General features: G+C 65.1%; 13 protein-coding genes. 5 read left to right on the forward strand and 8 right to left on the reverse strand.

Annotated features, from left to right (window positions below; genetic code table 11):
* Positions 1 to 106: 106 nt before the first annotated feature.
* From IDF66_RS08265 to IDF66_RS08275, 3 genes are read right to left on the reverse strand one after another with little or no spacing between them, the layout of a single operon-like run.
* On the reverse strand, positions 107 to 1,717 hold the full coding sequence (locus IDF66_RS08265; RefSeq protein WP_190266478.1) for an FAD-dependent oxidoreductase: 1,611 nt from the start codon (positions 1,715 to 1,717) through the stop codon (positions 107 to 109).
* 53 nt (positions 1,718 to 1,770) lie between these two features.
* The gene (locus IDF66_RS08270; RefSeq protein WP_190266479.1) at positions 1,771 to 2,040 is read right to left on the reverse strand and encodes a cytochrome C oxidase subunit IV family protein; all 270 of its coding nucleotides are present in this window, start codon (positions 2,038 to 2,040) and stop codon (positions 1,771 to 1,773) included.
* A gap of 4 nt (positions 2,041 to 2,044) precedes the next feature.
* Positions 2,045 to 2,656 (reverse strand): cytochrome c oxidase subunit 3, encoded by a 612-nt coding sequence (locus IDF66_RS08275; protein ID WP_203589058.1) that lies wholly within the window; start codon positions 2,654 to 2,656, stop codon positions 2,045 to 2,047.
* Positions 2,657 to 3,057: 401 nt separating this feature from the next.
* Here IDF66_RS08275 and IDF66_RS08280 point away from each other — a divergent pair, with 401 nt between their 5' ends.
* The 3 genes from IDF66_RS08280 (at position 3,058) to IDF66_RS08290 (ending at position 5,805) form a co-directional block, all read left to right on the forward strand.
* The gene (locus IDF66_RS08280; RefSeq protein WP_164307406.1) at positions 3,058 to 3,921 is read left to right on the forward strand and encodes an alpha/beta fold hydrolase; all 864 of its coding nucleotides are present in this window, start codon (positions 3,058 to 3,060) and stop codon (positions 3,919 to 3,921) included.
* A 128-nt stretch (positions 3,922 to 4,049) separates the two neighbouring features.
* Positions 4,050 to 5,234 carry an acyl-CoA dehydrogenase family protein gene (locus IDF66_RS08285; protein ID WP_190266480.1) on the forward strand — a complete coding sequence of 395 codons (1,185 nt, stop codon included), beginning with the start codon at positions 4,050 to 4,052 and terminating at the stop codon, positions 5,232 to 5,234.
* Between the two features lie 34 nt (positions 5,235 to 5,268).
* Positions 5,269 to 5,805, forward strand: coding sequence for a flavin reductase family protein (locus IDF66_RS08290; protein WP_164307408.1), 537 nt, complete (start codon positions 5,269 to 5,271; stop codon positions 5,803 to 5,805).
* Positions 5,806 to 5,888: 83 nt separating this feature from the next.
* Here the strand turns inward: IDF66_RS08290 and IDF66_RS08295 are convergent, their stop codons facing one another.
* The 5 genes from IDF66_RS08295 to IDF66_RS08315 form a co-directional block, all read right to left on the reverse strand.
* Positions 5,889 to 6,650, reverse strand: coding sequence for a crotonase/enoyl-CoA hydratase family protein (locus tag IDF66_RS08295; protein ID WP_190267392.1), 762 nt, complete (start codon positions 6,648 to 6,650; stop codon positions 5,889 to 5,891).
* A gap of 56 nt (positions 6,651 to 6,706) precedes the next feature.
* The gene (locus tag IDF66_RS08300) at positions 6,707 to 7,474 is read right to left on the reverse strand and encodes an SDR family oxidoreductase (protein WP_190266481.1); all 768 of its coding nucleotides are present in this window, start codon (positions 7,472 to 7,474) and stop codon (positions 6,707 to 6,709) included.
* 68 nt (positions 7,475 to 7,542) lie between these two features.
* Entirely contained in the window at positions 7,543 to 8,823 is a 1,281-nt protein-coding gene (locus tag IDF66_RS08305) for an FAS1-like dehydratase domain-containing protein (RefSeq protein ID WP_190266482.1), read from the reverse strand.
* A gap of 75 nt (positions 8,824 to 8,898) precedes the next feature.
* Complete coding sequence (locus IDF66_RS08310) at positions 8,899 to 9,141, reverse strand: hypothetical protein (RefSeq protein WP_164307411.1); 243 nt, start codon at positions 9,139 to 9,141, stop codon at positions 8,899 to 8,901.
* Positions 9,142 to 9,167: 26 nt separating this feature from the next.
* Positions 9,168 to 10,361 (reverse strand): amidohydrolase family protein, encoded by a 1,194-nt coding sequence (locus IDF66_RS08315; protein ID WP_190266483.1) that lies wholly within the window; start codon positions 10,359 to 10,361, stop codon positions 9,168 to 9,170.
* A gap of 307 nt (positions 10,362 to 10,668) precedes the next feature.
* On the opposite strand from IDF66_RS08315, the gene IDF66_RS08320 reads away from it, so the two are divergent.
* Together IDF66_RS08320 and IDF66_RS08325 are read left to right on the forward strand one after the other, a co-directional pair.
* On the forward strand, positions 10,669 to 11,526 hold the full coding sequence (locus IDF66_RS08320; RefSeq protein ID WP_164307413.1) for a mycofactocin-coupled SDR family oxidoreductase: 858 nt from the start codon (positions 10,669 to 10,671) through the stop codon (positions 11,524 to 11,526).
* Between the two features lie 12 nt (positions 11,527 to 11,538).
* The gene (locus IDF66_RS08325; protein ID WP_190267393.1) at positions 11,539 to 13,008 is read left to right on the forward strand and encodes an aldehyde dehydrogenase family protein; all 1,470 of its coding nucleotides are present in this window, start codon (positions 11,539 to 11,541) and stop codon (positions 13,006 to 13,008) included.
* The last annotated feature ends 11 nt before the right edge of the window (positions 13,009 to 13,019 follow it).

Below are 13,019 nucleotides of genomic sequence, written 5' to 3' on the forward strand. Positions count from 1 at the left end.
CAGAGACCGGGCCGTCCGAGACCAGGCCGTCAGAGACCAGGGAGCCACGGTTCCCTGAGGAACCGTGGCTCGGGCAGGTGGCCGACCTTCACGCCGACACGTCAGCTCATTCCGTGTCATCCGCCAGGTGGAGGGCGGCGCGGTAGGCGAAGGCCAGCGACGACCCGATGGGTGTCCCCGCGCCGAGATACACCGGACCCGACATCGCGGCCATCGTGTTGCCGGTCGCGTACAGCCCCCTGATGGGCTGCCCATCGGCACGCAACACCCGGGCGCTCGCGTCGGTCTTGAGCCCTCCCTTCGTCCCGATATCGGAGAGCAGGATGGTCGCCGCATAGTACGGCGGGGTGTCGGTGGCCGTCAGCAGCGGATTGGGACCTTCGGCGGGCAACGGGACCACGAAGTTCTGCTCCGGCAGGGCCGGGTACCCGACGATGAACTGGAACATCTGATCCCAGGCACTCTCGCCCCGGTGGAACTCCTCGTCGACACCGCCCTCCACATATCCGTTGAAGGTCTTCACCGAATCAACCAGTGCGGCGGGCGGTACGCCGATCAACTCGGCAAGCTCTTCGAGACTGTCGGCCTTCTTGAGTGCTCCTGACTCGAACCACTCTGCCGACACCGGAACATCAGGCCCTTTGCCGCCGAATCCGTCTCGTTCGAACGCCTTGTGGTCGAACACCCAGTACGCGGGAGCGTGCGAGCCTTCGGCCTCACGCTCTCCGTCGCGGATCACATGGCCGGCCTGGTCGTACGGACGGAGCTCGTTGACGAATCGTTCACCGGCACCGTTCACCCAGATACCTCCGCGGATACCGGTCTGGAACACCGGCTTTCCGTCGGGCTGGACGGTGCCGGGCACGTACCAGGCCTCGTCCATCAGGTCCGTCTCCGCGCCGACCGCAATGCCTGCCACGAGGGCATCGCCGACGTTGGAGTCGACTCCGTCCGACCACTCCGCATTGGACGGCAACGTGCCGTACTTGGCTCGCAGTTCGGCATTGTGCTCGAACCCGCCCGCCGCCAAGAGGACTCCTCGCCCGGCTCGCAACCGCACCGGCTCGCCCTCACTCAGCGCCTCGACGCCCACAATCCGGTCACCGTCCACGACGAGTCCGGTGAGTGCGGTGTTCAGCTTGAGCACGCCGTTGCCGGTCGCGAGGAAGGCGGACAACGCTCGCGCGATGAGGGCACGCCCTCCGACGAACATCTCGTCCTCGGTGTGCCCATAGCGCTCCGTGTATATCGACTTCCGCACAATGGAAGCCTTGTCACCCACCTCGTTCACCGCGATCGGCGGTGGGAAAATGCTTCGACCGTGCGGTGTGGCCCCCTCCAGATGCTCGAGATAGTCCGGGACCGGCTGATGCTCGAACGTCTGGAACCACGTGTTCTGTTCGAGTTCGTCGATCAGCGCGATACCGGCCGAGAGGTAGGCATCCTGCAACTCTTCGCGGGCGGGATCGTCGACCGCCTTCCGCATGTACTGCCGCGCCGACTCCAGATCGGAGTCGTCGATGCCCGCTCGCCTGGTGGGCGCACTGCCCGGAAACCACAGGCCGGAACCGGAATACGACGTGGTGCCGCCCACCTGATCCGTCTTCTCGATGACGAGGGTCCGCAGGCCCCGGGAGGCGGCGATGTACCCGCCGATCAACCCGCCGCCGCCGGATCCGACCACCACGACGTCATAGTTCTCTTCGTTGTCCGACATGACTTCCTCCTGTGTTCTCTCGTTGCTCCGATGCCCGGATTCACTCGCGCCGCTCACAGCAGCAGAAATGCGCCTGCGAGTACGACCCACAGTGCTACGCAATAGATTTCGAAGACCCACCGCAGGCCTTTCGGGGCGCTTCTGATCTCCATGAAGTCGAGCCCCACCAATCGGACCTTGTACGCGGCAAGGGCCAGAACCACCACCGCCGCTGCCGTTCCGGCGTGGGTCTCCAGACTGACGATCGGTATGACGACCGCCAGCATGACGAGGATCAGCCATGTCCGTACGTACCGTCGGCCCACCACGTCGCTGAGTATCATGCGATCACGCCACCAGGTAGACCAGCGGGAAGAGCACCATCCACAGCAGGTCGACCATGTGCCAATAGCACGCTCCACCTTCGTAGAACATGCGCCCGCGGCCATCCGCCCGTACCGCCCGACGTGCTCGCAGCAACAGGATCCCGATGACCACCACCCCGATCACGACATGGGAGAGGTGGATGCCGGTGAGGATGAACAACCACATGAAATAGGCATTCGAATCCGGTCCGTCTCCGCCGTGGACGAGGTGGACGTACTCGACCGCCTTGAGCGCGACAAAGAGGATGGCACACGCCATCGCCGTCGCGAAGACCGCTGCCGCCCTGCGATGATCGGCCGATCGCACGCACGTCAGACCGATCGCGACCACGAGCGAGCTGACCAGCAGCACCATCGTGTTCGTCACCGGGATGGTGAGATCGAGCGATTCCCGAGCCGCCCCGAACAGATCCGGGTCCTTGGCGCGATCGACCAGGAAGGCCACGAACATCACCGCGAAAATCACCATGTCGCCCAGGAGGAAGACCCACAGCCCCTGTTCCCCCGGGACGTGCGGCGCACTCGGCGCGCCCGTTGCAGACGCCTCTGGATCCGAGATGACCACGTCGCTCACACGCCGCCCCTCTCCTGACCTGGTTCACCTAGTCAAAGCCTTCACCAAGTGTGGCCGGGTTGCTCCGGGGCGCACATGGACGTTCCACTGAGCGAGATCGGCGCCAACCTCCCCGTCAGGTATCGGATTCGCCGGTTCTCATAGTTGAACAAGTGCTATAAGTAGTGGACGGTTTCCGGCACACCAGGGCGGTTGTGGACGACGCAGGTTCACCGTCCCGGTGTCCGGGATCGCCCGCCCCGCGGTGCACACGGCGGCCTACCGTCGCGTCTGAGGTCTCGGGTACCGAAGACCGGTCGAGCACCCGTGATCGGTAGTGCGCGTGATCGGAATCACCGCAGTGCCACAACAGCTTTCCACGACCCATCCACCGGTGACACCCCGACGAGAGGCCGGAAGACATGACTGCCGAGTTGACCTACGAGACGACCTCCGCCACCACGACGATCGACGGTCTCGATTTCCACTATCACGAGGCGGGGACAGGCCGTCCGCTCGTGATGCTCCACGGCTCAGGCCCCGGTGTGACCGCATGGTCGAACTTCGGCCGCAACCTCCCGTTCTTCGCCGAGCACTTCCGTGTGGTGATGCCCGATCTCCCGGGTTTCGGCGGCACGGCCCTGCCCGAGCTCAAGGAGGTGTACACGCTCGCCGGCGCACGGTGGATTGCACGACTGATGGACGAACTCGGCATCGAGTCGGCGGTGTTCATCGGCAATTCGATGGGCGGGGCCATCGCCGCGGAGATGGCCGGACACCTCCCCGATCGGGTGGAGCGCATGGCGATCATGGGGTCAGGTGGCATGTCGGTGAGCATGTTCCAGACCGAACCGAGCGAGGGCTTCCAGCGACTGTTCGCCTTCCTCTCCGAACCCACCCGTGAGCGCATGGTCGAGTGGATCAACACCATGGTTCACGACAAGTCCCTCGTCACCGACGAGTTGGTCGACGAACGGATGCGCAACGCCACCGCCGACGGCGTCATCGACCGGACACGAGCCATCTTCGGGGCCATGTTCAACCCCACCCTGCGCGAGACCTACACGCCTCTCTGGAAGCGTCCGGATTCCATCACCACGCCAACACTCATGCTGTGGGGCCGCGAGGATCGGATGCTCCCCTACGACCAGGCGCACTTCGCGAACCGCTGGCTACCCGACGTCGAGTTGCACACCTTCTCGCAGTGCGGGCACTGGATCCAGGTCGAGAAGAAGCAGGACTTCGAACGCGTCGCCCTCGAATTCCTCACTCGCGAAACGAGATGAGCGTGTCGCCGGCGGCTGTTCCCACTGAGCGGACAGAACCGGGCGCGCGACGATCCCACACAACAGAATCGGGACATCCTGCCGCCGGGCGGGGAGAAGCACGAGAAGGAAGTCAGAGGTACGACGGCATGGCACACGAAGTCATCAAGCGCATCGAGGAGCTGGGCCCGGAACTGGCAGCCCTGGCCGAGGAGAACGAAAAGCTGGGCAAACTCAGCGACAAGACCGCGGACCTGCTCCGCCAGACCGGTGTCATCAGGATGCTGCAGCCCACCGATTTCGGTGGCTATGCCGCGCATCCCCGCGACTTTGCGGCGGCCGTGATGGCGATCGCCGCCAACGACCCTGCGGCGGGTTGGGTCGCAGGCGTCGTCGGCGTTCATCCCTGGGAGCTGGCACAGATGGACCGGCGCCTCCAGCAAGAGATCTGGGGCGACGACCCGGACACCTGGGTGGCCTCGCCGTACATGCCCAACGGCATCGCCGATCCGGTCGAGAACGATTCGTTCGTACTCAGCGGGCGCTGGCCGTTCTCGTCGGGTTCCGACCACTGCCAATGGGACTTCCTCGGAGCGATGAAGGGCGACGGGTCGGGCAGACCCCTGATGCCGCCGGAGGTGATGCACGTCGTGCTCCCCCGGTCCGACTACCAGCTCATCGACGATTCGTGGGATGTCGTCGGGCTCTGCGGGACCGGTAGCAAGGATGTCGTCGTCGACCAGGCCGTCGTACCCTCCTATCGCACCGTCACCCAGAACGACATCTCCGACGGGACCGCGTCGGCACGCTCGGGACGCGAGGAGGCGGTGTACAAGTTGTCCTTCGGAGTGATGTTCCCGCTGGGCATCACAGCCGCCGTGATCGGCATCTGCGAAGGCGCCCTGGCCACCCACCTGGCAATTCAGAAGGACCGCGTCGCGGTGACGGGTGTCCAGGTCCGCGACGATCCCTACGTACTGCACGCGGCAGGCGAGGCCGCAGCAGAGATCGAGGCGTCGCGGGTGCAGCTGATCGAGGGCATCGGCCGCCTACACGACATCATCGAGAACGGCGGTACCCCGACCACCGAGGAACGATCGAACCAGCGTCGCAACCAGGTTCGGTGCGCGTGGCGGGCCGTGTCCGCGCTCGACGAGATCTTCGCGCGGTCGGGCGGCGTCGCCATCCGCAAGAGCAGCCCCATGCAGCGGTACTGGCGCGACGCCCATGTCGGACTGCAACACATGATCCACGTCGACGGTGTCGCCTACCACTCGAACTCCCTGCACAAGATGGGCCTCGAGACGCCACCCGGGATGCTGGTGACCATCTGAGGGCGACCGCCGCCGAACGCAAAGGACAGGAAAGATGGACGACCCCAACACTGCTCAGGTCTTCGAGGCGCGCTACCTGCGTGACGTCCTCGGCAATTTCCCCACCGGAGTCGTGGCGGTGACCACCATGGTCACCGACGACGAACCGGCCGGAATGGTGGTGGGGTCGTTCACCTCTGTCTCACTGGACCCGCCGCTCGTCTCGTTTCTGGTGGATCGGTCCTCGACCACGCTGCCCAAGATCCTCGACGCGGACCGGTTCTGCGCCAACGCTCTCGCCTCCGATCAGGAATGGCTGTGCCGTCAGATGTCCAAACGCGGCACTGATCGGTTCACGGGGGTGACGTGGCAGCAATCCGAGTATCGCAACCCGATCCTCGACGGTGTCGTGGCCTGGGTCGACTGCACCATCGAGAAGACCGTGGAACTCGGAGACCACTTCCTCGTCGTGGGTCGGATACAGGACCTGACCGTGGCATCCGTGAAACGCCCACTGCTCTTCTTCCGCGGCGGATACGGCGACTACACGTCCACCGCACAGCTGTTGCTGGACAGCCATCTCGGTCGTTGACCTCATCGAGCCTCCACAACGTCGAATCGGCAGGCGTGCTCTCGCGCCTGCCGATTCGACGCATTCGCGACAGCCGAGACTCCTCAGCGCCCTGTCCATCGGGGCGGTCGCCGCTCGGCGAAGGCAGCGGGCCCCTCTTGCGCATCCGCTGATGCGAAAACCGGATCGGTGAAGGCAACCTGGCCCGCAAAGGCCTCGTCGTCGGTCCACGTGCGTGAACTCCGCGCCACCGCCTTGCTCGCCCGGACTGCCAGGGGCGCGTTGGCAGCGATCGTGGCCGCGAGTTCCCGCGCCACCTCGACGGCCTGTCCATCCGAGACCACCCTGTTGATGAGACCGTGACGCTCCGCCTCGGCGGCGCTCATCGGCTCACCGGTCAGGAGCAGCTCGAGTGCAACCGCCCGCGGCAGCACCTGGGGTGTCCGGAAGATGCCGCCCGCCCGCGCGATGAGGCCGCGCTTGACCTCCGGCAGACCGAATTTGGCACTCTCGCCCGCCACCACGAGATCGGCCGCGAGGACCATCTCGAACCCGCCGCCGAGTGCCCAGCCCTCGACGGCCGCGACGAGCGGTTTCGCCGGCGGCGACTGCACCAGCCCGCCGAATCCACGCCCAGCCACCACCGGTCGCTCACCGAGCTGAAAGCGTTTGAGATCCATTCCCGCACAAAATGTTCCACCGCCTCCGGCGAGTACTCCGACCGAGATTCCGGGGTCGTCGTCGAGACGATCCAGCGCAGCGGCGAGCTCCTCGGCGGCGCTCTTGGTCATCGCATTGCGTTGCCGCGGACGATTGATGGTCATGATGAGGACGCCATCGGTCACCTCGGTGAGGATCTCCGGCACCCGCGCACCAGCCGTATCCGCTGTCGGGGCCTGATCTGCCGTCGGGGCCTGATCGGTCATCGCGGGGCCATCCGGATCGAGCCGTCCAGTCGCACCGTTTCACCGTTCACGTAGGCGTTCTGCAACAACGTGAGCGCCATTCCCGCGTAGTCCTCCGGCAGACCGAGCCTCTTGGGGAAGGGCACCGACGCCGCGAGCCCGTCGCGGATGTCATCTCGCAACCGGGCGAGCATCGGCGTGTCGAAGGTGCCGGGGGCGATGGTGTTGACCCGGATTCCGACACTGGCCAGATCCCGGGCGGCGACCAGCGTGATGCCGTGTACCGCCGCCTTGGAGGCGGTGTACGAGGTCTGGCCGATCTGACCGTCGAAAGCGGCCACCGATGCCGTCAGGACGATGGCGCCGCGCTCGGTGTCGATCGGATCATGGCGTGCGATGCGCGCCGAGGCAAGCCGCAGGACGTTGTACGTCCCGATGAGATTCACCTCGAGTACATCGCGAAAACTCTGCAGGGGCGCCGGATCTCCCGCCTTGTCGAGGATCCGCAGGCGGTCTCCGCCGCGACCGGCGCAGTGCACGGCGCCGCGCAACGGACCGTGGGACTCGGTGGCGTCGAGCGCATCGGCAAGGCTCTGCTCGTCGGTCACGTCGACGGGCGCGAACACCGCTGCCGGTCCCAGCCGTTCCGCGGTCGCCTTGCCATCCGACGATTGCAGATCCGCGATGACCACGCGGCCACCCGCACCGACGATCGCCCCGGCGGTCGCGGCGCCGAGGCCCGAGGCGCCGCCGGTCACCAGGAATGTGTGGTCGGTCAATCGCATCCTGATTCTCTCCTTCACGATCCCGTTCGCGGATCCCCGAAAGACGGGACCCGTGGTGGTCAGTTGCCTCAGACCCGGCCGGTCCGCTTGGCGGCGCGTAGTTCGCCGTGCCGCTTGATCATCTGGGCGGCGATCGCCTCGAGTTCGGCCGGCGGCTTGCGCAGCGTCGCCAACCCGGTCTCCCGGCTCGGCAGCGACACCGTGGCGGTCGCCGGGCACGTCACCTCGTCGCGTTGACTGGTGCCACGGAACTCGATGTCGACGAGGTGACGGGTGCCCTCCACCCGTTTCCCGACGACCTCACCGGTGAACGTGTGCGTATCGCCCAGATAGTTGAATCTGCGCATCTGACTCGACATCGAGTCGATCCAGCCGTCGTCGCCGATCCAGTCGGTGAGCACATGCGTGAGCCAGCAGTCCCGCATCATCCCGTAGTCGTAGGACGCGGGCAGCCCGATCGAACGGGCGTACTCGGCATCCCAGTGAATCCGCTGCGCCACATCCGGCACACCCTGCTCGTTGGGAATGTAGAAGGCACCGATGCGCTGGCGATTCTGGTGCCACAGCCGACCTGTGCACGGTGTGTAGGGCGCGAAACCATATCCACCGGAATGGAAGACGACCATGTCGGTTACGGTCAGCGGCCCCTTGGCCATCCTCGGGAGGGATTCGCCGACCTGTACGTCCTCCCAGTACCGCGTCTCGGCACCACGACGTTGCTCGGCGGCATAGATCTCGTCGATCGCGGCTATCTCTTCGGGGGTGTAGGTGGCCCGCTCGATCGTGTCGTACTTCTTGCGCTTCTTCGACTCGTGCCGCTCGGTGTGGATGGTGAGCACGCGCTGGATCTGGACGATCTCGGCCCGTTGGTTGAACTGAACGTGAATCCGGGTCACCAGCAGGGAGCGTCCGGCGAACTCCGATTCCTTCAGTTCCACATTGTCGAAACCTTCGAAGGAATAGATGATGTCGCCGTCGAAGACCGGCCGATACCAGTCGGTGGTGCTGCCGGAGACGAACACATGGATGCCGCGAAACGGCGGTCGCCGCTGTTCCTTCGGGATCGGATCGGCGAGCAGATCCTTGGTCACCGCGATGTTGATCATCGGGGGTGCGATCTGCGCCCCCCAGCGTGTGTCGAGGCCGTAGTCCTCGTCGACGAACAGCGGATTGTCGTCACCGTAGCTACGCGCGAACGCCCGCATGATGTCGGGGCTCGCCCGCGAGAACTGTTCGCGCTTTCGCACTGCGTGGTAGACGCCCACGATGTCCCGCGCGCGTGCGATGTCCTCGTCCTTGAAGGTGTAGATCTCCTCCGCGTCTGCCTTCGCAGCCGTTTCCGTACTCACGGTTAACCTTTCACCACTGTCGGTACTGAGTTGCGGCCGGTTCGCGGTCCACGTGAACCGCTGTGCCGCCGGGCTTCAGAACTGGATGGTCACGTTGACGTCCACATCGGCGCGTATCGCTTCCATCGCGGCGAGCCGACGGGCCATGTCGGCACGGCTCATCACGATGTCGTCGCCACCGACACCCCGGTCGACCCGGTCGATGCGGTCTCGTTCCGCGGCGATCTCCTCGTCGAGAAGAGATCCCGCGAGCTCGCGCGTCAGCAGATCCTGGTCCACCCAGTCGTCTTCAGGTCGCTGCTCGATCGGTTCGTCCATGGTCGGGGTCCGTCCTGTTGTCGCGATCAATTCGTCGAACGACGAGGAAAGTTCAGCAGTCGTCTGGCGTTGAGCTCCACCATCTTGTGCACGTCGTCGTCCGGGATGTCGCGCATGGTGTCGTGCACGATCTTGCGGCTGTTGGGCCAGTTGGAGTCCGAATGCGGGTAGTCACCCTCCCACGTGATGTTGTCGATGCCGACCGCGTGACGGTTCGCCACGCCGAACTCGTCATCGATGAAACAGCCGAAGATGTGCTGGGCGAACAGTTCCGAGGGCCGAACCGACTGATCGATGTTCTGGTAGAAGCGATGCTTCTCCCACACCCCGTCCATCCGCTCGAGCATGTACGGCACCCAGCCGATACCGCCCTCGGACAGCATGAACTTGAGATCCGGGTGCTTGTGGAAGGTCGGCGAGAACAGGAGGTCCGCGGTCGCGTACATCGAGTTGCACCCGAACAGTGCGGTCATCACCGCCATCGGGGCCTCCGGCGCCGTGATCGGAGGCTTGCCCGAGGTGCCGAAGTGGACACACAGCGGCTGACCGGTCTCCACCGCGGCGCGGTAGATCGGATCCCAGTGATCGGTATGGAATGACGGCAGCCCCAGCGGATGCGGGTTCTCGGGAAACGAGATCGTGCGCGCACCCTTGGCCGCCGTTCGGTAGATCTCCTTCACCGACTCCTCGATCGACCAGATCGGGAGGATGACCAGCGGGATCAGCCGGTCCGGGTCGGTGGCACACCATTCATCGAGGACATAGTCGTTCCACGCCTGCAACGACAGCAGCGCCAGTTCTTTGTCCTCGCCCTCCAGGAAGACGGTGCCGGCAAATCGCGGGAAGGACGGGAACGACAGGGTGGCCTCGACGCCGTCGATGTCCATGTCCTTCAACCGGGCGTTGGGTTCGTAGCAGCCCGGGATCATGTCCTCGTACCGGGTCGGCTCGGCGCCGTACTCCTCCGGCTTCTTCCCGGCGACGGCATTGAGCCCGATGTAGGGATAGATCCGTCCCTCGTATTGCCAGACCTCGGCGATCTTCGTGCCGGACGTGCCACGGCCGCCGTCGCCCGAGTGGATGGACTTCGGCATCTCCTTCTCGATGATCTTCGGTCCGGCGTCGAGGAATTTCTTGGGCAGGCGGTCCTGCCACAGACGCGGGTGCTCGATCAGGTGATCGTCTGTCGAGATCAGGTGCATGTGATCCTGCAGCGGCATGGGAGTCCTCCTGAGAGCCGAGTCAATTTTACGGTAACTAGTTTAACTATGTGGGCACGGCAGTGGGCGCGGCACCGCACGCTCGACACCCCCCAGACGAGGCTTCCCTATCGGACCGAAGGGGCCATCCCTGTGTCTCGATCACCGGGACGTCGCCACCGGACCATGGGGTCAGCTGCGATTCTGCCCATATCGGGCGTTGCGGGGATCGCTTCCGCAGCGGTACTAGTTGAACTAGTTTAGATATGTCGAACGCCGGTCGATCAGATCCGACTCGACGGCCAGGAGACAGAACGGAGATCGGACGATGGGCAAGTTGGACGGCAGAGTAGCGGTGATCACCGGCGCGGGGCGCGGTCAAGGTCGCAGTCACGCGGTCACGCTCGCGGCCGCGGGGGCCGACATCATCGCAATCGATCTCTGCGCAGATATCGCGACCAACGAATACGGACTCGCGACCGAGGACGATCTCGACGAGACGCGCCGCCTGGTCGAGAAAGAGGATCGCCGTTGCCTGACCGCGATTGCCGACGTCCGCGAACCCGGTCAATTGCGTACGGCGATCCGGGAAGGTGTCGACGAGCTCGGCGGACTCCACATCGTGGTCGCCAACGCAGGCATCTGCCCGCTCGGCGATGTGGCACGCACCGCATTTCTCGATGCCGTCGATGTCGATCTGGTCGGCGTGATCAACACGGTCAGCGCCGCCTTCCCCTATCTGTCATCCGGCGCGTCGATCATCGCGACCGGGTCGGCGGCAGCGCTGATGAAGGGGAGCGGGATCGACGTGCTGGGCCCGGGAGGATTCGGCTATGGGCACTCGAAACGTGCTGTTGCACAGTACGTTCACGATCTCGCGCTGACGCTCGCTCCGGAGTCCATTCGGGTCAACTGCATCCACCCCACCAACTGCAATACCGACATGCTCCACAGCGGTCCGATGTACAAGACCTTCCGTCCGGATCTCGAGACCCCGACCCGCGACGACGTGGTCGACGCCTTTGCGACCGTTCAGCCGATGCCGGTGCCGTGGGTGGAACCCGAACAGGTCAGCAAGGCGGTCCTCTTCCTCGCGTCCGATGACGCCGAGTTCGTGACCGGGATGCAGATGAAGATCGATGCCGGCACCGCGTTGGCCCACACCAACCCGTACTCGCTGAGGTAGGAGCGGATGTCCATGATCAAGGAGTACCGCCGGCTGTTCATCGGCGGCAGCTGGGTCGACAGCGAGACCGGTCGCGTGGAGCCGGTGATCAATCCTGCCACCGAGGCGATCATCGGCGTCGCACCGGTCGGGAGCCGAACCGACACGGTCCGTGCGATCGAGACCGCGCGACGCGCGTTCGACGAGGGTCCCTGGCCTCAGATGCCCGTCCGGGAGCGCTCGGCGATCCTGATCCGGATGGCCGAGGCCATGGAGAAACGTCGCGAGGAGCTGATCGCGCTCAACATCGCCGAGACCGGCTGTACCCGTGCAGGAGCCGAATCCTTCCAGACGGGTATCCCGATAGCCCATTTCCGCGACATGGCCGAGCGCGTCCTGCCCACGTTCCCACTCGAGGTCGGCCTGCCACCCAACGTCGGCGCCGGCATCGGGCAGGGCGTCGTCCGGCGCGAGCCGTTCGGCGTCGCGGCGTTGGTCTCCGCGTACAACTTTCCGTTCTTCCTCAATCTGATGAAGCTGGGTCCGGCTCTCGCCGCCGGATGCACGACTGTTCTCAAGCCCGCACCGACCACACCCCTGGAGGCCTTTGTCCTCGGCGAGATCGCCCAGGAGGCAGGTCTTCCCGACGGTGTGCTGAACATCGTCACCGGTGACGTCGACGCAGGCACCGAGCTCACCACCAACCCCATGGTCGACGTCGTCAGTTTCACCGGCTCGGACATCGTGGGCCGCAAGGTCTTCGAACAGGCTGCACCGACACTCAAGAAGGTCGTCCTCGAGCTCGGCGGCAAGTCCGCCAACATCATCTGCGATGACGCCGACCTCACGCGTGCCACCCAATCGGTCATCCGGGACACCATCCTGCATGCCGGGCAGGGCTGCGCATATCTCACCCGGACGCTTGTACACCGGTCGCGATACGACGAATTGCTCGAACTCGTGAAGGATCGGCTGGCAGCGGTCACCGTCGGCGATCCGGCACACCCGGACACCACGATGGGGCCGCTGGGTAGCGCGGCCCAGCGAACGCGTGTCGAAGAACTGATCGCCACCGGGATCGCCGAGGGCGCGACCGTGGCCGTCGGCGGTGGCCGACCGTCACATCTGACCGCGGGCTTCTTCATCGAACCAACACTTTTCGTCGACGTCGACAACTCGATGACCATCGCGCGACGCGAATTCTTCGGGCCGGTCATGATCCTGATGCCGTTCGACGACGACGACGAGGCCGTGCGGATCGCGAACGACAGTGATTACGGACTCGCCGGCGGGGTCTGGGCACACGACCCCATCCGCGCCTCTCAGATCGGGCAGAGGCTCCGTACGGGGTACGTCACGATCAACGGCGGTGGTGGCGGCCTGAATCCCGACGGCCCTTTCGGCGGCTACAAGCAGAGCGGACTCGGACGCGAACGCGGCGCGGCAGGCATGGACGAGTTCTTGCAGACCAAGACGATGATCTGGGGCGTCGCGACGGGCTGAGGGCCCCGTCG

The organism is Gordonia hankookensis (assembly GCF_014673215.1).
In the GTDB taxonomy this organism is placed as follows: Bacteria; Actinomycetota; Actinomycetes; order Mycobacteriales; family Mycobacteriaceae; genus Gordonia; species Gordonia hankookensis.